Origin of the sequence: Rhizobium sp. CB3171, from assembly GCF_029714265.1 — a bacterium.
In the GTDB taxonomy this organism is placed as follows: domain Bacteria; phylum Pseudomonadota; class Alphaproteobacteria; order Rhizobiales; family Rhizobiaceae; genus Rhizobium.
In genome coordinates this window covers 1036566-1058877 of record NZ_CP121653.1, presented here as the reverse complement: position 1 = coordinate 1058877, position 22312 = coordinate 1036566, and the positions used below count along the sequence as shown (strand labels likewise).

Sequence of the window (22312 nt, the reverse complement as noted above, 5' to 3'; positions counted from 1 at the left end):
CATGAATATTGCAAAGAAATTGGCGATCGGCGTAGCGCTGGCCGTCGCAATGATGGCCGGCACGGCAAGTGCGAAAGACATCAAGATCGGCCTCGTAGTGAAGTCGCTCGGCAACGGCTTCTTCGAAGCGGCCAATAAGGGCGCTCAGGAAGCCGCCAAGGAACTCGGCGGCGTGCAGGTCATCTACACCGGCCCGACGCAGCCGACCGCCGAAGCCCAGATCGAAGTGATCAACTCGCTGATCGCACAGGGCGTCGATGCCATAGCTATCTCCGCCAACGACAAGGATGCTGTGGTGCCTGCCTTGAAGAAGGCCACGCAGCGCGGCATCAAGGTTATCTCCTGGGATTCCGGCGTGGCTCCGGCCGGCCGCATCCTGCAGCTCAATCCGTCTTCAAACGAGCTGATCGGCAAGATGTGCCTGACGCTCGCCAAGGACCATCTTGACGGCGGCAAGGGCAATTTCGCCATCCTGTCGGCGACTTCGACCGCCACAAACCAGAACATCTGGATCGGCGAAATGAAGAAGCAGCTCAAGGATTTCCCGGGCCTCAACCTCGTTACAACCGTCTACGGTGACGACCTTTCGGACAAGAGCTACCGCGAAGCCCAGGGCCTCCTGACCTCGCATCCGGAAGTCAAGGTCATCGTCGCTCCGACGACCGTCGGCGTGCTCGCCGCTTCGCAGGCCGTCAAGGATGCCGGCAAGATCGGCCAGGTCTATGTGACCGGTCTCGGCCTGCCATCCGAAATGGCTGGCGCCATCAAGTCGGGCGCCACGAAGGAGTTCGCGATCTGGAACCCGATCGACCTCGGCTATTCCGCAACGCAAATCTCCTACCGTCTCGTCAAGGGTGAAACCGACGGCAAGCCGGGCAGCGAGATCAATGCCGGCCGCATGGGCAAGATCAAGGTTGGAGACAACGGCGAAGCCGCCATGGCCGATCCCTTCGTCTACAACGCCTCGAATATCGATCAGTTCTCCAAGGTCTTCTGATCGACGGACCCATTCGCAGCTTTCCGGCGGCTTCAGCCGCCGGACTTGGTTAACTTATCCGGTACATTGCTGATGACCACAGTCCTTCAACGACCCGCCACGGGCATGCCAAGCTTGGGCAATACCGCCATTCTGGAGATGCGCGGCATTTCGCAGATCTTTCCGGGCGTGAAGGCGCTCGACGGCGTCAGCATCTCGCTTTATCCCGGCAAGGTCACCGCCCTGATCGGCGAAAACGGCGCCGGCAAATCGACGCTGGTCAAGATTTTGACCGGTATCTATCGTCCGAACGAGGGCGAAATCCTCGTCGACGGCAAGCCGGTTGCGTTTCACAGCGCCCAGGCCGCGATCGACGCCGGCGTCACCGCCATACATCAGGAGACCGTGCTCTTCGACGAGCTGACGGTTGCCGAAAACATCTTTCTCGGCCATGCGCCGCGCACGAAATTCCGCACCATCGACTGGAAGACGATGAACAGCCGGTCAAGGCTGCTGCTGGAATCGCTGGAAAGCACCATCGATCCGTCGATCCGCCTGAAGGACCTGTCCATCGCGCAGCGCCATCTCGTGGCGATTGCCCGCGCCCTGTCTATCGAAGCACGCATAGTCATCATGGACGAGCCGACCGCGGCTCTTTCCCGCAAGGAGATCGATGACCTCTTCCGTATCGTCGAAGGTCTGAAGGCCAAGGGCAAGGCCATATTGTTCATCAGCCACAAGTTCGACGAACTCTATGAAATCGCCGATAATTTCGTGGTCTTTCGTGATGGCCGCGCCGTTGGTCATGGCCCGCTGAAGGAGACGCCGCAGGACGAGATCGTCCGCATGATGGTCGGTCGCGACGTCAAGGATGCCTTCCCGAAAGTGCCCGTTACCATTGGCGACGTGGTGTTCGAGGTCGAAAATTATTGCCACCGCACCGAGTTCCGCGACATCTCCTTCAAGCTCCGGCGTGGAGAAATCCTCGGCGTCTACGGCCTTATCGGCGCCGGCCGTTCCGAACTGTGTCAATCGCTGTTCGGGATCACCAGGCCGCTCTCCGGACGGCTGACGCTGAACGGTCAGGAAATCCATATTCATTCGCCGCATGACGCCATCCGCGCCGGCATCGTCTATGTGCCGGAGGAACGCGGCCGCCATGGCCTGGCGCTGCCGATGCCGATCTATCAAAACATGTCGCTGCCTTCGCTCGGGCGGACCTCGCGCAAAGGCTTCCTGAAAGCAGCCGACGAGTTTGCGCTCGCCCGCAAATATGCCGAGCGGCTGGACCTGCGCGCCGCTGCCCTTTCCGTGCCTGTCGGCACGCTCTCGGGCGGCAACCAGCAGAAGGTGGTGATCGGCAAATGGCTGGCGACGCAGCCGAAGATCATCATTCTGGATGAGCCGACCAAGGGCATCGATATCGGTTCGAAGGCGGCTGTGCACGGCTTCATCAGCGAGCTGGCGGCAGAAGGCCTCAGCATCATCATGATCTCCTCCGAACTGCCTGAAATCCTTGGCATGTCGGATCGCGTGCTGGTGATGAAGGAGGGACTTTCGGCCGGCCTGTTCGACCGCGAGGGGCTGACGCCGGAAACGCTGGTGCGCGCAGCCACGGGCAATGCATAGGGAGGGCCGGATGCTACGCATACTCAAAAAACGCGAAACGCTGCTCTTCCTCATCATCATCGTGGTGATCGCCGGATTCGCAACGCGTGCGGCCGGTTTTGCCGAGCCCGCCAATCTTGCCAACATCTTCAACGATACGTCGATCCTGATCATCCTGGCGCTGGCGCAGATGACGGTCATCCTGACGAAATCGATCGATCTCTCCGTCGCCGCCAATCTCGCCTTTACCGGCATGGCGACCGCCATGCTGAATGCCGCCTATCCCGATCTGCCGCTGATCGTGCTCGTTATCACGGCTATCGTTATGGGTGCAGTGCTCGGCGCCATCAACGGTTATCTCGTCTGGGCTCTGGAAATCCCACCGATCGTCGTCACCCTCGGGACACTCACCATCTACCGCGGCATGGCCTTTGTACTGTCCGGCGGCGCGTGGGTCAACGCGCATCAGTTCACGCCGATCTTCCTCAACGTGCCGCGCACGCTGGTCCTCGGCCTGCCCGTGCTCTCCTGGGTTGGCATCGCCATCGTGCTGATGATGTATCTCCTGCTGCGCTACACGCGCTTCGGCCGCTCCACCTATGCCAGCGGCGGCAATCCGGTTGCGGCGGTTTATGCCGGCATCGATGTCGGCTGGACGCGCTTCCTCGCCTTCGTGCTTTCGGGCGCGTTGGCCGGCCTAAGCAGCTACCTCTGGGTGTCGCGCTATGCGGTCGCCTATGTCGACATCGCCAACGGTTTCGAACTCGACAGCGTCGCAGCCTGCGTCATCGGCGGTATCTCGATCGCCGGCGGCGTCGGCTCGGTCGCCGGCGCTGTGCTCGGCGCGCTGTTTCTCGGCGTCATCAAGAATGCACTGCCGGTCATCGGCATTTCGCCGTTCACGCAGATGGCCATCTCCGGCACCGTCATCATCCTGGCAGTCGTCTTCAACGCCCGGCGCGAGCGCAATCGCGGCCGCATCATCCTCAGGGATCAGGCAGCGAAGGAAACCTCGGGTAAGGAGGTCACCGCATGAGCACCGTATCCGAAACCGCACCGGAAAAGCGCAGCATTCCCGATCGTCTGGGCACGCCCTTCAAGCGCATAATGGCGAGCTGGGAAATCCTGCTTCTCGGCGTCGCGATTGCCATTTTCATTTTTAATTCATTGGCTTCGCCCTATTTCCTCGACCCTTACAATCTCTCGGACGCGACCTTCAATTTCACCGAAAAGGCAATGATCGCCTTTGCCATGGCGCTGCTCGTCATTGCCGGCGAAATCGATCTGTCCGTCGCCGCCATCATCGCGCTTGCGTCGACCGCCATGGGCGCCGCTGCGCAGGTAGGCGTGGGTACGGTTGGACTGGTAGCGATCGGGCTGGGCGTGGGGCTCGTCTGCGGCCTTTTCAACGGCTTCCTCGTCTCGGTACTGAAACTGCCGTCGATCGTCGTGACCATTGGCACGATGAGCCTGTTTCGCGGCATTTCCTATATCGTCCTCGGCGACCAGGCCTATGGCAATTATCCCGACGCTTTCGCCTATTTCGGCCAGGGCTATATCTTCTGGGTCTTCTCCTTCGAATTCGTTCTCTTCATCGTGCTGGCGACCGCCTTCGCCATCCTGCTGCATGCGACGAATTTCGGCCGTCAAGTCTATACGATCGGCAATAATGATTTTGCGGCGCGCTTTTCCGGCATCCCTGTCGAACGGGTCAAATTCATCCTGTTCCTCCTGACCGGCATCATGAGCGGTATCGCCGCCGTCTGCCTGACCTCACGTCTCGGCTCCACCCGCCCCTCGATCGCGCTCGGCTGGGAGCTGGAGGTGGTGACCATGGTGGTGCTCGGCGGAGTGTCGATCCTTGGCGGCTCCGGCACGATCGGCGGTGTCGTCATCGCCGCTTTCGTCATGGGTCTGGTGACGTTCGGCCTCGGCCTTCTCAACGTGCCAGGCATCGTCATGTCGATCTTCATCGGCCTCCTCCTCATCATCACCATCGCGCTGCCGATCGTTGCACGGCGCGTCAAAGCGATGAGCTCGAAATGACCTCATCCCTCGAACGCCACGCCTTCAAGATGACGCTCAATCCCGGCATGGAGGGCGAGTACAGAAAACGTCATGACGAGATCTGGCCGGAACTGGTGGAGCTGCTGCACCAGGCCGGCGTGAGCGATTATTCCATCCATCTCGATCGCGAGACGAACACGCTGTTCGGCGTTCTGACGCGGCCGAAGGATCACACGATGGCCAGCCTTCCCGACCATCCGGTCATGAAGAAATGGTGGGCGCACATGGCCGATATCATGGCGACCAATCCTGACAATTCGCCAGTGCAGAGCGATCTCGTGACGGTTTTCCATCTGCCATGACCGCTCCATCGACCTATCGCCGCATTGCCGTCCTCGATATCGGCAAGACCAATGCCAAGGTCGTGGTGCTCGACGCGCAGACCGGCGCTGAGATCGCCGGCGTTCGGACGTCCAATACCACGCTGAAGACCGACCCCTACCCGCATTATGACATCGAGGGCTTGTGGGATTTCGTTATTGGTGCGCTGAAGAACTTTGCTGCCACACCCGGCTTCGACGCCATATCGATTACCACCCACGGCGCCTCCGCCGTTCTACTTGCTGAAGACGGCAGCCTTGCTCTGCCGGTGCTCGATTACGAGCATCGCTATCCTGAAGCCGTGCAGGAAGCCTATGACCGCCTGCGCCCGCCCTTCAGCGAGACCTTTTCACCGAGGCTTTCCGGCGGGCTGAATGTCGGCGCGCAAATCCATTATCAGAAGAGCATATTTCCCAACGACTTCGCGCGCGTCAGCACGATCCTGACCTATCCGCAATATTGGGCCCTGCGGCTGACCGGCGTTGCCGCCAACGAGGTCACCTCGCTCGGCTGTCACACCGATCTCTGGAATCCGACCACCGGCGCTTATTCCTCGCTGGTCGACACGCTCGACATTCGTTCTCTCATGGCCCCGATCCGTTCCGCCTTCGATGCGCTCGGACCTCTATTGCCGGCGATCGCGGCAGAGATCGGCCTCAGTGCTCCGGTTCCGGTCTATTGCGGCATCCATGATTCCAACGCGTCGCTGCTGCCACATCTCGTGGAGAACGAAGCGCCCTTTGCCGTCGTGTCGACCGGAACATGGGTGATCAATTTCGCCGTCGGCGGCGATCTCGACCATCTCGACCCGGCGCGTGACGCGCTTGCCAATGTTGATGCATATGGCCGCGCCGTGCCTTCCTCGCGTTTCATGGGCGGGCGGGAGTTCGAGATCCTGGCAGGTGAAATCGGGCCGGTATCACAGGAAACGACGGAGGAGATGCTCGCGACCGTTATCGAAAAAGGCATCATGCTGCTACCGAACGTGGTCGAGGGTTCCGGCCCCTTCCCTGGCAAAAAGATGCACTGGATCGGGCAAGCGCAAGCGAGTTCCGAGGAACGTCTAGCCGCCGCCAACCTCTATCTAGCATTGATGACTGAAGCCTGCCTGGATCTGATCGGCGCCAAAGGCCCGATTTTCGTCGAGGGACCTTTCGCGCTTAATCGGACTTATCTTGCAGCCCTTTCTTCGCTGACGGGATCTAACGTCGTCGCCCTGCCCGGCTCGACCGGCACCAGCCAAGGTGCGGCGCTGCTGACCGGCATCAAACCTGCGGCCGCGCCGGAAAACCACCCCGTTCGGGCCGATCTGCCGGGTCTGCGAGCCTACAGGCAGGCCTGGCATCAGGCTTTGGCAGAATAAACGCCCTTCGAATCTTCGGCAGGGCATTCGAGGTGCAAAACGACCTCACGCCCCCCAAACTCCACTCTCGGTACCTCGATAGAAATTTCCGGGAAATCGTCAAAATTGTCTCCACGACGGTTATTTTCTTGCGGAATCGCGGTAATATTCCTACAGAAACTACCCTTATGAGCGCTTTTGAGGTCAAAAATGTCCGAAAGCGATCATCAGCTTCGATGTCACTTCTGTCTCCCTTTTCAAGGCGCCTTACGGCAGTTCGCGCGCGACGACAGACCATTGCGGCGGGTTCAAAGGGCGCTGCCGCGCCATCCAAGGAGAGAAAAAATGAGTCTGAAGACATTGACGGCTGCGACGTTCGTCGCCTCGCTGGCCTTCGCGCCGCTTGCGCATGCGGATATCGTGATCGGCCTCATCGCGCCACTAACCGGCCCTGTGGCCGCTTACGGCGACCAGGTCAAGAACGGCGCGCAGACCGCCATTGACGAGATCAACAAGGCCGGCGGTATCCTCGGCCAGAAAGTCGTGCTGAAGCTGGGAGACGATGCCGGCGATCCGAAGCAGGGCGTCTCCGTTGCTAACGATTTCGTGGGTCAGAGTATTCGTTTCGTCGTCGGTCCGGTAACCTCGGGCGTTGCCATTCCGGTATCGGATGCACTCGCTGAAAACGGTATCCTGATGGTGACGCCGACCGCGACCGCGCCGGATCTCACGAAGCGCGGCCTCCCCAACATCCTGCGCACCTGCGGCCGTGACGACCAGCAGGCCGATGTCGCCGCGAAATATGTGCTGAAGAACTTCAAGGACAAGAAGATCGCCATCCTCAACGACAAGGCCGCCTATGGCAAAGGTCTGGCGGACGCCTTCAAGGCAACGCTCAACGCCGGTGGCGTAACCGAAGTGCTCAACGATTCCCTGACCCCTGGCGAAAAGGATTACAGCGCGCTGACGGCGAAGCTCAAGGCTGCCGGCGTCGATCTCGTCTATTTCGGCGGCTATCATCCGGAGGGCGGCCTTCTCGCCCGCCAATTGCACGACATCTCCGTCAAGGCGCAGCTCATCGGCGGCGACGGCCTGTCGAATACCGAATATTGGGCAATCGGCAATGAAGCCGCTGCAGGCACGATCTTCACCAACGCCTCCGACGCGCTGAAGAACCCGGATTCCCAGACCGCCGCCGCGGCGCTGAAGGAGCGCAACATCCCGGCGGAAGCCTTCACGCTGAACGCCTACGCTGCCGTGCAAGTCCTGAAGGCCGGCATTGAGAAGGCCGGCAGCGCCGACGACGCCCAAGCCGTCGCCACCGCACTGAAGAGCGGCGAACCGATCCAGACCGCTATTGGGAAGGTCACCTATGGCGAAACCGGCGACCTCACCTCGCAGAGCTTCTCGCTCTACAAGTGGGATGCGGGCAAGATCGTCCCAGTCGAATAAGCCGCTTTGGTTTAAGTCTTCAAACTTCGCCGGGCCATTTGTGGCCCGGCATTTTTTATGCCTGCCTGATCGGGCACACGTTGCGCCTTCAACAAACCGTGCGGAAACGTTCGATGCAGGTGGAAAGGACCTCCTCACCCGGCCTTTTCCACCAATTCGCCTCCGAAAAGATTTCCACCTCCTGCGGACCGAAAAAGCCGGCCTCCTCAACAGCGGCGCGAATACGCTTCAGGTCGATGACGCCGTCGCCCATCATGCCGCGATCGAGCAGCAGATCCGTGGTCGGTACCAGCCAATCGCAGATATGGTGCGCCAGGATCTGGCCCTTGGCGCCGGCACGCGCGATCTGTTCATAAAGCTTCGGGTCCCACCAGACATGGTAGACATCGACTGCGACACCGACGCCCTCGCCCAGCAGATCGCAGATATCGAGCGCTTGTTCTAGCGTATTCACACAGGCACGGTCGGCGGCATACATCGGGTGCAGCGGCTCGATTGCCAGCGGAATGCCGGCGCTGCGAGCATGCGGCAGGATCGCCGCGATGCCATCCGCCACCATTTCGCGAGCGTGAGCGATATCCTTCGAACCGTTCGGCAGACCGCCGACAACGAGCACGAGGCAATCGGCATTCAGCGCCGCCGCTTCGTCGATCGCCCGTCTATTGTCATCGATCGCGGCCCTCAGGCCCTCAGCATCTGCGGCTGGGAACATGCCGCCACGGCATAATCCGGTGACCTTCAACCTATTATCGGCAACGATCCTCGCTGCTTCCGCCAAGCCGATCGCATGCACCTGATCGCGCCAGGGCGCAATCGCGACGATCTCTTGCTTCAGGCAGGCCTCGACCGCCTGACGCATATCATATTGTTGGCGCACGGTCGCAAGATTGATGGAAAGGCCGGATACAGCCATTCTGATGATCCTCCCAGATCCCGTTTCCCGATTAGAGCAGTTCAGCGCTTCACGGAATCGCCGAACTACTCTATCTCTTTGTTTTCACGCAATTCCGGACGGAAAACCGCCACGCACTTTTCCTAGAATTGCTTTAGGCGACGCCGACCGTGGCAAGGATCGTCTTCATCCGCTGCACGGCAAGATCGGGGTCTCTGAGAACGCGGGCCGTATCGGCCAGACGGAACAGTTCCGACAAGTGTACGATGGAGCGCGTGCTTTGCTGGCCGCCGAGCATCTGGAAGTGATCCTGGAAGCCGTTGAGATAGGCGAGGAAGACCACACCGGTCTTGTAGAAGCGTGTCGGCGCCTTGAAAATATGGTGCGACAGAGGGACGGTCGGCGCCATCATCTCATGGAAAGCTTCGAGATCGTTCTCGGCCAGCTTCGCGAGAGCGGCGCTTGCCGCAGGCGCGATCGCGTCGAAGATGCCGAGTAGCGCATGCGAATAGCCCTGGCTGTCACCCGCGATCAATTCGGCATAGTTGAAATCGTCACCGGTATACATCTTGACCGCCGGATCAAGGCGGCGGCGCATGACGATCTCTTTTTCCGCCGACAGCAGCGAGATTTTGACGCCATCAACCTTGGCGGCGTTGTCGTTGATGATCGCGACCGCCGTCTCCATTGCCCGCATATCGTCGGACGAACCCCAATAGCCGGCCAGAGCCGGATCGAACATCGAGCCGAGCCAGTGAATGATCACCGGCTGTTGGACCTGCCCGAGGATGCGGTTGTAGACGCGGATATAGTCGTCCGGTCCCTTGGCAGCCGCCGCAAGCGCGCGGCTCGCCATCAAAATGATGCGCCCGCCTTGCCCCTCGACGAAGGCCACCTGCTCCTCATAGGCGCGGATCACATCATCGATGGTGACATCGGGACCAGGCGCCAGATGATCGGTGCCAGCGCCGTAGGCGATCAGCGAGTCCGACCGATTGCGGGCGGCCGACTGCGCATGCGTGATCAGCTCCTTGGCGCCGGCCCAGTCGAGACCCATGCCGCGCTGCGCTGTATCCATGGCTTCCGCAACGCCAAAACCGAGATCCCAGAGATATTCGCGGAAAGCGATCGTCCGCTCCCAATCAATGTTGCGGTCAAGCCATGGATCATTGTCGGCCAGGGGATCGACGACGACATGAGCCGCGGCATAGGCGACGCGATTGAAGCGATGGCCGCCTGCCGGGCGCTCCGGTGGGCTAAGCGGTGTGTTGGCGACGGTGAATTCGGCAAGCTTGCCGTCGGTGCCGGGCAAACGAAGGGTCTTCGTCATGGTCTTGTCTCCTAGCGAGCGGAAAGCGAGGGAACGTCGACCCAGCGGCGCTCTGCCCAGCTCTTTTGAGCGAGTTCGGCGAGTTGAACGCCCTTGGCGCCCTCACGCAAGGTGAATTTCCATGGCGTATCGTCGACGACATGCCGCAGGAAATCCTCCCACTGCGCCTTGAAACCATTGTCGAAGGTCTGCGTGTCCGGCACCTCGTCCCAGGTCTCGAAGAAATTGATCGGCTGCGGCAGGTCCGGGTTCCAGACCGGCTTCGGCGTGTTAACGCGATGCTGCGTCCAGCAGCGCATCAGCCCGCAGACCGCGGAACCATGCGTTCCGTCCACCTGGAAGGTGACGAGATCGTCGCGGCGCACGCGCACCGCCCAGGAGGAATTGATCTGCGCGACAACGCCGCCGTCGAGCTCGAACGTGGCATAGGCAGCATCGTCAGCATCGGCGACATAGGTCTTGCCGTTTTCATCGACGCGGCTTGGAATATGCGTCGCGCCGTAGCAGCTCACGGCTTTGACTTCACCGAAGAGATTGTCGAGCACATAGCGCCAGTGCGGCAGCATATCGAGGATCATGCCGCCGCCCTCGGCCTTGCGGTAATTCCAGGAGGGACGCTGCGCTTTCACGCCCCAATCGCCTTCGAAAACCCAGTAGCCGAACTCGCCGCGCACGGAGAGAATCTTGCCGAAGAAACCGCTGTCGCGCAGCATGGCGATCTTGCGAAGGCCCGGCAGATAAAGCTTGTCCTGCACTACGCCATTCTTGACGCCGCGACGCTCCGCCGAGCTTGCGACCGAAAGAGCTTCGTCCAGCGTCTCGGAAATCGGCTTCTCGCAATAGACATGCTTGCCGGCTGCGATGGCTTTCTCCAGCAGCGAGACGCGCATCTGCGTCGAGCCGGCGTCGAAGAAAATCGTGTTGTGGGGATCGGTGAGAGCGCTGTCGAGATCGGTGGTCGTCTTCGCGAGGCCGTGCTTGCGCGCGACTTCCGCGATCTTTTCGGCATTGCGACCGACGAGGATCGGGTCCGGCATCAACCTGTCGCCATTGGCAAGCAGCACGCCGCCCTGCTCGCGGATCGCCAGGATCGACCGCACGAGATGCTGATTGTAGCCCATGCGGCCGGTGATGCCATGCATGATGATGCCGATCGGCTTCGTCACCATATCCCACTCCTCCCGTAAATAACTATATAGTTACATGAGTGACACGGCAAAGCGGCGCTGTCAACGGCCATCATCAGCGGCCGCAGCGGCAATTGCGCGGATTCGGCGGGATTAAGAGGCGTTTTTAAGCTTAAGGACGCAGGTAGGCGAAGATGACGTCGACGATATGCTCGCCCCAGGCATCGATCTCCGACTTGTCGGAAAGGTTCCGCCGGAAGATCGTCGACAGCGTCCAGCGGTTCGTTAGGAAGAAGGAACCGAGGGCCGCGATGCTCATGTAGATCTTGACGGGATCGCAGCCCGGACGGAAATCGCCGGCCGCAGCGCCGCGATCCAGCAGACCGGAAATCTCCGCGACCAGGGGCGAATGCAGCTCGAAAATCCGCGCCGACCTCTTCAGAAAGCGGGCCTTATGCAGGTTTTCCGTGTTGAGAATGCCAAGAAATTCCGGGTGATCCAGAAAATATTTCCATGTGAAAACAACAAGCTCCCGCATGCCCTCCGCGGGGCTGCGGTGCGAGAGATCGAGCCTTGCCTCCGCCGAACGGATGGCAACGTAACTGCCTTCCAGCACAGCGACATAAAGGGCATCCTTGCCCCCGAAATAGTGATAGAGCATGCGCTTGTTGATCTTGGCGCGCTCGGCTATGGCATCGACACGGGCACCGCCATAGCCGCGCTCGGCAAATTCCTTGGTCGCCGCAGCCAGGATCGCCTTGCTCGTGCGCTCCGCATCCCTGAGGCGCGGCCGCTCGGCGGGTGAGGTCGATACCGCCTGATCGGTGGACCCGACCACAGTTTCAGCCTCCGGGCTCTTCGATCGGCCCTTCGTGATTTTGGCTTCGGTCATCGCGGCTCCCGATTGCGTTTGGCAAGGCCACGCGGCCCCCTAGCCGCCGACAATTACTCGATCATGACACAAGTTGACAGCCCCAGGAAAATCGGAAGCGATAGTAACTATATGGTTATATAAAAATTGCACCGTTGGCAACCTGAGGGCAGCGCGCAAGCTCGAAGCATCGCGCTGGTCATCGATTATGCCTTCTTGGACGATGGCGAGCGGAACGTGCGATCCGACAGCTTTGCGAGGGCTCGCACCTATAACGGCAGCTCCTCGCCGGCTTGTTCCCGGACGATGTATTCGGCGTACCAATCCGGCCAATTCTCGTCGCGCTGGCCTCCGGTTCGCTCCTCGTGTTCGCCATGCGCAGCGGCAGCTCGTCGCAGTGCGGCCGCAAGCTCGGTCGAAGAGGTGAATGACGTGGCATTTTTGTCCACGCGGCCGGGCAAACGCGCCGTAACCTCTTGGAGCAGCCAGTTGTTGCCATCCGGATCACTGAATGATGCGAGCGAGGCGTAACTGCGGCGCTGAGGATCCGGCCCGCTCACACGGCCTGGCCCTTCGCCGCGGTGGAATATCTCGCTGATCTCGACACCGCGCTTGGTAAGCTTCGCATGGGCCGCTTCGATATCGGATACGACGAGAAAGAAGGTCGACGTCGACCCCAAATGGATTGAGCATTGCGAGCCGGGAGGCGTAAATTGGACGGCGCGAGATCCGTCGCTTCGAACAAAGTCTGCGTCGAGCCGCCAGCCAAGGCCTGCATAAAAATGCTTGGCGCGATCGACATCTGCGACGGGCAGGACAGCGACCTCCAGCTTCTGCGCGACCGTTGGGATTGTCGAAGTCTCCGTTGTGCTTTGTGCCTGAATGTTGCTCATGCGGGGCTCCCTACGTTTAGAGGTCGAGACGAGGTCGGAGATTGTGAACACGATAGTACGGTCTGCGCCGTCGAAAGGTAGTCCTTCACGATGGCATGACCGAGAGTACAGATTGCCAAGCAATGACTTAGGCGAGACACCTTGCTTTCAATGCCGGCTCGGCCCAAGAGAACAAAAACAATTCAACACCGGGCGGCTTCATGACAGGAAAGCAGATCGCGATTATCGGTGGCGGGCCCGCGGGGCTGATGGCGGCCGAAGTGCTGTCGCTCTCCGGTCATCGCGTCACCGTTTACGATAGCATGCCGACGGTCGCCCGCAAATTCCTGCTGGCGGGGAAATCCGGCCTCAACATCACCCATTCGGAAGACTATATCCGCTTCGCCAATCGTTTCGGCCAAAGCTCCGACCGGTTATGTTCGGCCCTCGACGCTTTTACGCCTGATGATATCAGGAGCTGGGCGGCAGGACTTGGCACGGAGACATTCACCGGCTCTTCGGGCCGTGTCTTTCCAACGGTCATGAAGGCCTCGCCGCTGCTGCGCGCTTGGCTCGGCAGGCTGGAGAAACAAGGCGTCAAGGTTTTGACAAGGCATCGCTGGTCCGGTTTTGCCGAAGGCGGCTTTGCCTTTGAGACGCCAGAGGGACGAACGATCGTTCAATGCGACGCAGCCCTGCTCGCGCTTGGTGGCGCGAGTTATCCCCGGCTCGGCTCGGACGCCGCCTGGATCGCCTGGCTTCGGAATAAAGGCATCGACATCGCCGACTTCCAGCCCGCCAATTGCGGCTTCGATGTCGCCTGGAGCGCCATTTTTGGCGAGCGCTTCGCCGGAGAGCCGCTGAAAGCCGTGACCGCAACATCGGCCGCCGGCACTTTTCCCGGCGAGTTCGTCATTTCCCGACACGGTATCGAAGGCAGCCTCGTCTACGCCCATGCCGCCAGCCTGCGTGACCGGCTCGCAAACGACGGTAAAGCCGCGCTCATGGTCGATCTTACGCCCGGCAGGACAGCGCAGCGACTATCCCGCGATCTGACGCGGCAGGACGCCAAAGCCAGCCTTTCCAATCGCCTTCGCAAAGGGGCGGGAATCGAAGGCGTCAAGACGGCGCTGCTGCGAGAACTGGTTCCATCAGCCAATTTGGCAGATCCGGAACGACTGTCGCACCTGATCAAGGCCCTGCCGATCCCGCTCCTGAGGCCGAGGCCTATCACCGAGGCCATCTCATCGGCCGGCGGCATCCGCTGGAGCGCTATCGACGACGGATATATGCTGAAGGCCCTCCCCGGCGTGTTCGTTGCCGGAGAAATGATCGATTGGGAAGCGCCGACCGGCGGCTATCTTCTCTCCGCCTGTTTCGCCACCGGACGCGCGGCAGCGAAGGGAATAGAGGTTTGGCTACAACGGTAACGGGATGCCGTCACCCGATCCGTCTCTTCTCCATCAGCCAAGCCACGGATTCCTGCACGGCCTGCAGCGAGGTATAGCGCGGCGCGTAGCCGAGAAGCCGCTCAGCCTTTGCGATCGAGCAATTCGGGCTGCGGGCGATATGCTCCCACGTCGCCTCGGCATCCTCCGGCGTCTGGCCTTCCGCCCATTTTTCGTAGGGAAGAAATTCCAGTTTCGGCTCGTGGCCGAACCAGCGCGACATCGCCTCGGCATAGCCCCTGAGCGTCAGCGCACCGCTCGACACGGCATGAAAACTCTCGCCGGTCGAGGCGCGCCAATTGGCAATTGCGCCCATGAACATTTGAGCGACATCGTCGGCATGGACATGATGGACCGTTTCCAGACCGAAATTAGGCAGCACGAGCGTTTCACCCCGCGCCAAGGTCGAAAATGCCGCGAGGTTGAAATGGCCAGCCGGATTGAGCGGCGCCCAGCCGGGGCCGACAATATGGCCCGGATGGATCAGCGTCGCCGGGAAACTCTCGATCCGCGCCTTCGTTAGCAAATAGCTCTCAATCGCGGCCTTCTGCGTTCCGTATTCGCCGAACGGTCGCTTCGGCGTTTCCTCGAGCGTCGGCACGACGGTGGAAAAACCGTGCGTCCAGATCGTGCCCGTATGCAGGAAATGGCCGACATGACCCGACAGAGCCTCGGTCAGATGCTTAGCGCTTTCCAATGTAAAGCAGATCATATCGATGACGATATCCGCCTTCAAAGCGCGGATCGCCGGCCCGAAACTGCCGTCCTTTTCCATCGCGGCGCGATCCATCGTCAATTGCTCAACGGCATCCCACGCCCGGTTCGGCGAATAGGGTTTTGCTTGGCCCCGGCTCAGCGCCACCACCTCATGCCCGGCCTCCACCAGCCGCGGCACGAGATAAGTGCCGACATGGCCGGTTGCTCCTATGACCACTGTACGCGTCATGATGTCCTCCCAAGGATATTTTCAAAATCGGATGATGCCGGAACCGGAATGAAGAGAATGATCGCCTAAAGAATAGGAGCATGCACCGTCTTGTCATCCCCAAACAGAGGAGGACACGGCTTTGTTACGATTAGACATTCCTGCGCAACTTGGATGGCAGGCGCTCGTCATCCTCATCTTCGGACTTGATATAGACCTGCAGCGTATAGCCGATATGCTCGGTCATTAGCGCTCGAGCGCGCTCGATATCGCGATCGAGGGCCGCTTCCATCAACTCCGTATGCCGCTCGATCGCCATTGCCTCCCGCAGGGCGGCGACCGCCTTTTCATAACCGCTCTGCAGACCAGCGGCGGCGCGCTGCGTCGGCGCCAGACCGAGAAAACGATGATGACGGCGGAGCTGGTCGGAAATCGTGCTTTGAAAGCGCAGGAGCCAGCTCGATGTCGCAGCGCTTAAGAGAGCGGCATGAAATGCTGTATGCTTTTCATCCCATTCATCCGCCATTTCCTCAGAAGCGGCGTCGGGTACGATCTTGCAGCGAGAGAGGCGGTAGTGGGCCGTGACCACAGCGGATTCCCAGGCCGGACCACCCTTCTCGATCGATTCCAGCAGCAACGGCAGCTCGACAACCATCCGCGCGCGCATCAGATCTTCCAGCTCCGTGCGGGAAACCGGCGCGACAGCAAAACCGCGATTGCTGATGGCCGTCACCAGCTTTTCGGCTTCCAGCCGGGACAAGGCTTCGCGCAGCGGAGTCCAGCCGACGCCATAGGTATCCCGCAAAGTGCTGAGCTTCAACGATGCGCCGGGCCGCAGCTTCGTGTTGAGAATATCCCGGCGCAGGAGCCAATAGGCCGCTTCCGTCTTCGTCAGAGGTTCCTTGTCCTGCATAGCGTCGATCCCGATACCTGAAGCCGCAAATTATATATAAATCTGGTTTTCAGTAAAATTATATATCAAAGGTGCTTATGGTGCATATCATATATCGTAAATTGACAGCACCACCGCAACCGGTATGATCTCAACAACAAAGTTGAGAGAGCGAGGCTCTCTTATAAAATCCGGGAGGAAATCATGAGGAAGTCCACATCCAGATGGTTGTCGGGGCTGGTCGTCGCCGGCGCGGTCATGGCGAGCATTGCGACGGCAGCCGCCGAGCCGATCAAGATCGCGATTGCCAATTTCGGCGAACATCCGCAGCTCAACGCTTCGATCGCCGGCTTCAAAAAGGCGCTGGCCGACAATGGCTTCGTCGAAGGCAAGGATGTCGTCTATACCGAGAGCAACACCAGCTTCGACGCTTCGCTGGTGCCGCAGATGATCGCCAAGTTGCAGTCGGACCATCCGAAGCTGATGTACACCATCACGACGCCGGTCTCGCAGATCGCCAAGAAGGCGCTCGCCGGCTCCGGCATTCCGATCGTATTCTCGGCCGTGACCGACCCGGTCGCCGCCAAGCTGGTTCCTTCCTGGGATGCCGGCGATGAGGGCATTACCGGCGCAAGCGACCTGCAGGACATCGCCGCCATCTTGACCTTCACCAAGAAGCTGCTTCCGAACGCCAAGCGCATCGGCGTGCCTTACAATCCGGGCGAGGCTAACGACGCTGCCCTGATCGAAAAGGTTAAGGCAGCCGCTCCGGCCGCAGGCTTCGAACTGGTCCCGGTGGGTGTCGACAATGTCAATGACATCCAGCAGCGCATCGCCTCGCTCGCCGGCAAGGCAGACGTGATCTACACGCCCGCCTCCAACCTCTTGCAGCCGGCAATCACCGCCGTTGCCGCAGCCGCCCGCCAGGCCCAGATCCCGATCGTCAATTCCGACGACGCCGCTGTTCGCAGCGGTGTCGTCCCGGCAAGCTTCGCCGTCAACTACGAGCAGGTCGGTGAAAATGCCGGCAGGATCGCTGCAAAGATCCTCAAGGGTGGCGATCCCAAGACGATCGCGCCGTCGCGTCCTGCCTATGAGGACCATGCTCCGTTGATCAACAAGACCGTTTTGAAGGCATTCGGCGCCGACGTTCCGGCCTCGCTTGCCGATTGCAATTGCTTCACGAAGTAATAGGCGGCATCTTCGAAGGATCCATCTGATCCATGGCGGCGTTGAAAGCGCCGCCATTTCATAACCCTACAGTACAGGGGAGGCACGGATGCTGGACATCAAATCCGCGCGCAAGGTTTTCTACAGAGGCCAGCCCGACGAAAAGATCGCGCTCAACGGCCTGACGCTCTCCCTCAAGACCGGCGAATTCGGCGTCGTCATTGGCTCGAACGGCGCCGGCAAGAGCAGCATGCTGAATGCGATTTCCGGTGCCCTCAGCCTCGATTCCGGCCAGATTCTCATCAATGGCAACGACGTCACGAGCATGCCGGTCCACAAGCGTGCGGCGCGGCTCGCCCGCGTCTTCCAGGACCCGATGAAGGGCACCGCCGCCAGCATGACCGTCGGCGAGAACATGCTTCTGGCGGAGCTGCGCGGGAAGAGCCGGGGATTTCGGCCTGGCCTGAATGCCACACGTCTCGGCGCCTATAAGGAACGCCTCGCCGTTCTCGGTCTCGGCCTTGAGAACCGGCTGGATACCAAGGTGGAACTGCTTTCCGGCGGTCAGCGGCAATCGCTGTCCCTCATCATGGCAGTCTGCGGTTCGCCCGACGTATTGCTGCTCGACGAACACACCGCCGCCCTCGATCCGCGCACGGCCGACATTGTCATGCAGGCAACGGTGCGAACCGTCGAAACGTTAAAGCTTACGACCCTGATGGTGACGCACAATATGCAGCACGCCGTCGACTTCGGCGACAGCGTTATCATGCTCGACGCCGGCAAAGTTCATCTCGAAATCATCGGTGAAGCGAAGAAGCGGATCACCGTTCCCGAATTGATCGGCCACTTCGCCGTCAAGTCCGACCGCATGCTGCTGGTGAGCTGATATCATGGATTTCATTCAGACAACGGTTTCGAGCTTCGTCTCGCTCATCCCGGTCACGCTGGCGCAGAGCTTCATCCTGAGCTTCGTCGTGCTGGGGATCATGATCCCCTTCCGCATGCTGAGCTTTCCGGATCTGACTAGCGAAGGCGCCTTTCCGCTCGGCGGCTGCGTCTGTGGCATTCTGCTCGCCGCCGGCGTCGCACCGCCACTGGCGATCATTGCGGCTTTTGTCGTCGGCCTTGCTGCGGGTTGCTGCACGGCCTTCATCCATCTGCGCTTCCGCATCCACACGCTGCTCGCCGGCATCCTGATGTCGACCATGCTCTACAGCATCAATCTCGGCATCATGGGCAAGTCGAACCTCTCGGTCTTCGGCCAGCCGACCGTATTCGATTGGGTGCCCCTGACCCAACCAGGCTTTCCGGCAAGCAAGATCGTCATTGCCGGCCTCATCGCCTTGATCGTGCTCATCGCGCTGAACCTCTATTTCAAGACGGAGAAAGGCACCGCCATGCGCGCTGTCGGCTCCAATCCGGATATGGCCGAAGCGCAAGGCATCAATGTCTGGGCCGCGACGATCGGCGGCGTCGGCCTCGCCAGCGCCTTTTCTGCCTCCAGCGGCGCCTTGATGGTGCAATCGCAGGGCTTTGCCGACGTCAATATGGGCATCGGCATCCTGATCAACGGCTTGGCGGCCCTAATGATCGGCGAGGCCTTCACCGGCAAGCAGACGGTATTGCGGCAGCTATTGGCACCCTTCGTCGGCTCGATCATCTATTACCAGCTCGTCTCGCTCTGCCTCGCTGCCGGCATGCCGCCGCCGAACCTGAAGCTCGCTACCGGCCTGTTCGTCCTACTGATGCTGGCCCTGCCAAGCATCAAGCGCAGCCGCGGCGGCGCGCCCGCCCGGGAAACCATTCGCGAATAAAGTGAGACCCGACACCATGACCAGCCTTCCCGATCTCGCCGCTGTCGAGGCCATGGATGTGGCCGATCCGCTGCGGTCCTTCCGCAGCCGCTTCGCCTTGCCTGAGGGCGTCATCTATCTCGATGGCAATTCGCTCGGTGCCGCCTCGCATGATGTTTTCGCCGAATTGCAGCAGGCGGCAAAGGAGGAGTGGGGCAACGGCCTCATCCGTAGCTGGAACAGCGCCGGCTGGTTCCACCTGCCGCTTGAGCTCGGCGACCGCATCGGACGTCTGATCGGCGCGGCGCCGGGGCAGACCGTGGTTACGGACTCGACCTCGATCAACATCTATAAAGCCCTGCATGCCGCACTTGCCATGCGGCCGGGCCGCAGCATTATCGTCGCGGAAGGCGACAGCTTTCCGACCGATCTCTATATGGCCGAAGGCGTTGCCTCGACGCGCCCAGGCGTTACCCTTCGCCTCGAAGGCCGAGATGCAGACACTATCGAGGACCTGATCGACGATCAGGTCGCGGTCGTGCTCATCAATCACGTCAACTACAAGAGCGCCGAGCTGCGCGATATGGCGGCGCTGACGCGCCGGATCCACGAGGCCGGTGCGCTGGTGATTTGGGATCTCTGCCACAGCGCCGGTGCATTGCCGGTCGATCTTGACGGTGCCAACGCCGATTTCGCTGTCGGCTGCACCTACAAATACCTGAACGGCGGTCCCGGCTCGCCGGCCTTCATCTATGCAGCCCATCGACACCACGACGCCATCACACAGCCGCTCAGCGGCTGGTGGGGACATGCGCGGCCTTTTGCTTTTGAGCGGAATTTCGCCGGTGGCGAAGGCATCAAGCGTTTCCTCTGCGGCACCCAGCCAATTCTGTCGCTGCGAGCGCTGAAGGGCGTGCTCGGCGTCTGGGATGAGGTCGACATGGGCGCGCTTCGCAGGAAGAGCATTGCGCTGACGGACCTCTTCATACAGTTGGTCGAGGCGAAATGCGGCCAATATGGCGTTGTCCTGGAAACCACGCGCGATAGCGAAAGACGCGGCAGCCAGGTCTCCTTCACCCACAGCAACAGCTATGAAGTGATGCAGGCCCTGATTGAACGCGGCGTAATCGGCGATTTCCGCGCGCCCGTAACCCTGCGGTTCGGCTTCACGCCGCTTTATGTTGGCTACCGCGACGTCTGGCAGGCGGTGAAGGTGCTGGAGGATATTCTGAGCAGCGAATCGTGGAGGGACGCGCGTTTTGCCGTGCGGTCGACTGTGACCTGATAGGGAATTGGCGCTCGCGAAGCGGGGGGACATGGCGATGAGGTATTTCAGAATTACCGACTGGGAAAGTGCCTACACCAGCGACGCCTATGTGGTCGGCGGCGACCGCTGGCCGGCCGCCTGGGTGGAGCCGGCGCAAACCTTCCGCGATAGCCTGGCCACGACCGGTCGCGCCAAACTCGATCTCGCCTATGGGGCTGGCGAGCGCAATCGCTTCGACCTCTTTCTGCCTGCCGAGGCACCGAGGGGAGTGGTGGTCTTTATCCATGGCGGCTATTGGCTGGAACTCGACAAGAGCTATTGGTCGCATCTCGCTGCTGGCCCGATCGCCAATGGCTACGCCGTCGCCATTCCCTCCTATACGCTTTGTCCTGCTATCCGCCTTTCCGGCATTGCCAAGGAGGTTGCGGCCGCGATCGGCAAAGCCGCCGATATGGTCGACGGCCCTCTGATGCTGACAGGACATTCGGCCGGCGGCCAGCTCGCAACTCGCATCGTCACAACGACATCACCATTACCGGCATCCATCCAGGCCCGCATCCGCCATGTGGTCTCCATCTCCGGAGTGCATGACCTGCGACCGATCATGAAGAGGGCTATGAATGAATATCTGCGCATCGATGCCGCTGAAGCCGCGGCCGAAAGCCCGGCGCTGCTGGAGCCCGCAGACAATGTCCGCCTCACCTGTTGGGTCGGCGGCGCGGAGCGTGCCGAATTCATCCGCCAGAATGCCCTGCTTGCCAATATCTGGACCGGCCTCGGAGCGGCAACGTCTGCCGTTGTCGAACCGGATCGCAATCATTTCACGATATTGGACGGCCTGACCGATCCCACGCATCCCCTGACGCGGACCCTGCTTTCAGAATAATAGACAAGGCTTCATCCAGAAAGCCGCGTCTGGTTCAACCTTGCAACGACATTCGACGAATGGGACCGGGTTCGAACTCTTCGAACCCGGTCCTTTCTGCAAAGTTTATTTCTTGACGGGCGCGTTCATGGCCCAGACGATGCCGAAGGGATCGCGAAGCTGGCCCCAGCGGTCGCCCCAGAACATCACCTCGATTGGCATGAGGACCTCGGCGCCGGCATCGACGGCGCGTTTCCACCAGGCATCGATATCGTCGACAAGCAGTTGCAGGGTAAAAGCCTGCGGCTTTTGCAGCGCGTGACCATGTTCGGGATAAGCGTCGCAGAGCATCAACGAACTGCCGTTGATATAGAGATGGATATGCATCGTCCGGCCCTGCTCGTCAGCCGGATACATGAACACCTGTTCGGCGCCGAAGGCGCGCTTGTAGAATTCGGCGGCCTTCATGGCGCCATCCACCGTCAAATAGGCCACCAGGCCGCCAAGCACCGGCACCTTGGGCTGCTGCGATTGTTCTGTTGCATCGGTCATGATCGACTCCTCGGAACGGATTTTGCTAGTGCCCATCGGACGGGCTGTCCCAAGGACGAGCTTCGATCCGATTTTCCGACAAGCGCGGTGAAGGTTTTTCGATATGATCATTTCGTGGCAAAGAACCTTGCATCCCATGAACGGCGAGAGACACATGACCCGATGGCAAACACTGTTTCTGTCCTTAGGGCTGTTTGCCGGGGTGGCTCCAACTTGCTTGGCGTCCGGCCTCGCCTATCGCGGCATAGAAGACGACAGGACGAGCGGCGTAAAACACGGCCTTTTCGAGATAAGGGAAGAGGCGAGGCAATTCATCGCCAAGGAAAACATGGCTGACGGCACCCGTTGGGAGGCGCTTGACCCAAATCTGAAGATTCAGGTGCCGAGATGCGCTGTGCCGCTGACGGTGAAATGGGTTCCCAAAACATATGGCCTGTCCGCGCCGAATGTTGCGGTGACCTGCAGCAGGACGATCGACGGCAGTTGGGAAGGACATTGGAATGTCTTTGTTCCCGTCAGATTAAAGCGATGAAGGCTGC

22 protein-coding genes are annotated in these 22312 nt (G+C 60.4%); 14 read left to right on the top strand and 8 right to left on the bottom strand.

What is annotated here, in order from left to right:
- Window position 1: 1 nt before the first annotated feature.
- From rhaS to QA648_RS24155, 7 genes are all read left to right on the top strand, one after another.
- Window positions 2–997 carry a rhamnose ABC transporter substrate-binding protein gene (gene rhaS / locus QA648_RS24185; protein ID WP_104826770.1) on the top strand — a complete coding sequence of 332 codons (996 nt, stop codon included), beginning with the start codon at window positions 2–4 and terminating at the stop codon, window positions 995–997.
- Window positions 998–1069: 72 nt separating this feature from the next.
- Entirely contained in the window at window positions 1070–2605 is a 1536-nt protein-coding gene (locus QA648_RS24180; RefSeq protein ID WP_260305092.1) for a sugar ABC transporter ATP-binding protein, read from the top strand.
- Window positions 2606–2615: 10 nt separating this feature from the next.
- Window positions 2616–3620: an ABC transporter permease gene (locus tag QA648_RS24175; protein ID WP_283053988.1), complete on the top strand. Its 1005-nt coding sequence runs from the start codon at window positions 2616–2618 to the stop codon at window positions 3618–3620.
- Window positions 3617–4630 carry an ABC transporter permease gene (locus tag QA648_RS24170; protein ID WP_283053987.1) on the top strand — a complete coding sequence of 338 codons (1014 nt, stop codon included), beginning with the start codon at window positions 3617–3619 and terminating at the stop codon, window positions 4628–4630. The genes QA648_RS24175 and QA648_RS24170 overlap by 4 nt, the downstream gene beginning before the upstream one ends.
- On the top strand, window positions 4627–4953 hold the full coding sequence (gene rhaM, locus QA648_RS24165) for an L-rhamnose mutarotase (protein ID WP_283053986.1): 327 nt from the start codon (window positions 4627–4629) through the stop codon (window positions 4951–4953). Before QA648_RS24170 ends, rhaM begins: the two co-directional genes overlap by 4 nt.
- A complete protein-coding gene (locus QA648_RS24160; RefSeq protein ID WP_283053985.1) occupies window positions 4950–6335 on the top strand; it encodes an FGGY-family carbohydrate kinase in 1386 nt (461 codons plus the stop codon). The genes rhaM and QA648_RS24160 overlap by 4 nt, the downstream gene beginning before the upstream one ends.
- 324 nt (window positions 6336–6659) lie before the next feature.
- Window positions 6660–7766, top strand: a complete 1107-nt coding sequence (locus QA648_RS24155) for a branched-chain amino acid ABC transporter substrate-binding protein (protein ID WP_283053984.1) — start codon at window positions 6660–6662, stop codon at window positions 7764–7766.
- 88 nt (window positions 7767–7854) lie between these two features.
- Here QA648_RS24155 and QA648_RS24150 read toward each other — a convergent pair whose 3' ends face one another.
- The 5 genes from QA648_RS24150 to QA648_RS24130 all read right to left on the bottom strand — a co-directional run bounded on the left by QA648_RS24150 (window position 7855) and on the right by QA648_RS24130 (window position 12879).
- The gene (locus tag QA648_RS24150; RefSeq protein WP_283053983.1) at window positions 7855–8679 is read right to left on the bottom strand and encodes a sugar phosphate isomerase/epimerase; all 825 of its coding nucleotides are present in this window, start codon (window positions 8677–8679) and stop codon (window positions 7855–7857) included.
- 133 nt (window positions 8680–8812) lie between these two features.
- A complete protein-coding gene (locus QA648_RS24145; protein WP_283053982.1) occupies window positions 8813–9988 on the bottom strand; it encodes a dihydrodipicolinate synthase family protein in 1176 nt (391 codons plus the stop codon).
- A gap of 11 nt (window positions 9989–9999) precedes the next feature.
- The gene (locus tag QA648_RS24140; RefSeq protein ID WP_283053981.1) at window positions 10000–11157 is read right to left on the bottom strand and encodes a Gfo/Idh/MocA family oxidoreductase; all 1158 of its coding nucleotides are present in this window, start codon (window positions 11155–11157) and stop codon (window positions 10000–10002) included.
- Between the two features lie 130 nt (window positions 11158–11287).
- Window positions 11288–12007: a TetR/AcrR family transcriptional regulator gene (locus QA648_RS24135; RefSeq protein ID WP_283053980.1), complete on the bottom strand. Its 720-nt coding sequence runs from the start codon at window positions 12005–12007 to the stop codon at window positions 11288–11290.
- Window positions 12008–12255: 248 nt separating this feature from the next.
- Window positions 12256–12879, bottom strand: a complete 624-nt coding sequence (locus tag QA648_RS24130; RefSeq protein ID WP_283053979.1) for a VOC family protein — start codon at window positions 12877–12879, stop codon at window positions 12256–12258.
- Between the two features lie 200 nt (window positions 12880–13079).
- On the opposite strand from QA648_RS24130, the gene QA648_RS24125 reads away from it, so the two are divergent.
- Complete coding sequence (locus QA648_RS24125) at window positions 13080–14288, top strand: TIGR03862 family flavoprotein (protein ID WP_283053978.1); 1209 nt, start codon at window positions 13080–13082, stop codon at window positions 14286–14288.
- A 10-nt stretch (window positions 14289–14298) separates the two neighbouring features.
- On the opposite strand, the gene QA648_RS24120 is transcribed toward QA648_RS24125, so the two are convergent.
- A complete protein-coding gene (locus QA648_RS24120; protein ID WP_283053977.1) occupies window positions 14299–15252 on the bottom strand; it encodes an NAD-dependent epimerase/dehydratase family protein in 954 nt (317 codons plus the stop codon).
- A gap of 130 nt (window positions 15253–15382) precedes the next feature.
- Window positions 15383–16144, bottom strand: coding sequence for a GntR family transcriptional regulator (locus tag QA648_RS24115; protein ID WP_283053976.1), 762 nt, complete (start codon window positions 16142–16144; stop codon window positions 15383–15385).
- Window positions 16145–16327: 183 nt separating this feature from the next.
- On the opposite strand from QA648_RS24115, the gene QA648_RS24110 reads away from it, so the two are divergent.
- From QA648_RS24110 to QA648_RS24090, 5 genes are all read left to right on the top strand, one after another.
- Window positions 16328–17314, top strand: coding sequence for an ABC transporter substrate-binding protein (locus tag QA648_RS24110; RefSeq protein ID WP_283053975.1), 987 nt, complete (start codon window positions 16328–16330; stop codon window positions 17312–17314).
- 88 nt (window positions 17315–17402) lie between these two features.
- Entirely contained in the window at window positions 17403–18182 is a 780-nt protein-coding gene (locus QA648_RS24105) for an ABC transporter ATP-binding protein (RefSeq protein WP_283053974.1), read from the top strand.
- A 4-nt stretch (window positions 18183–18186) separates the two neighbouring features.
- The gene (locus QA648_RS24100) at window positions 18187–19110 is read left to right on the top strand and encodes an ABC transporter permease (protein WP_260305107.1); all 924 of its coding nucleotides are present in this window, start codon (window positions 18187–18189) and stop codon (window positions 19108–19110) included.
- A 16-nt stretch (window positions 19111–19126) separates the two neighbouring features.
- Window positions 19127–20374: a kynureninase gene (gene kynU, locus QA648_RS24095; RefSeq protein WP_283053973.1), complete on the top strand. Its 1248-nt coding sequence runs from the start codon at window positions 19127–19129 to the stop codon at window positions 20372–20374.
- A gap of 37 nt (window positions 20375–20411) precedes the next feature.
- Entirely contained in the window at window positions 20412–21242 is an 831-nt protein-coding gene (locus tag QA648_RS24090; RefSeq protein ID WP_283053972.1) for an alpha/beta hydrolase, read from the top strand.
- 105 nt (window positions 21243–21347) lie between these two features.
- Here QA648_RS24090 and QA648_RS24085 read toward each other — a convergent pair whose 3' ends face one another.
- Window positions 21348–21773, bottom strand: coding sequence for a glyoxalase/bleomycin resistance/extradiol dioxygenase family protein (locus QA648_RS24085; RefSeq protein ID WP_283053971.1), 426 nt, complete (start codon window positions 21771–21773; stop codon window positions 21348–21350).
- 154 nt (window positions 21774–21927) lie between these two features.
- Between QA648_RS24085 and QA648_RS24080 the strand changes: the two genes are divergently transcribed.
- Complete coding sequence (locus tag QA648_RS24080; protein ID WP_283053970.1) at window positions 21928–22305, top strand: hypothetical protein; 378 nt, start codon at window positions 21928–21930, stop codon at window positions 22303–22305.
- Window positions 22306–22312 lie beyond the last annotated feature (7 nt).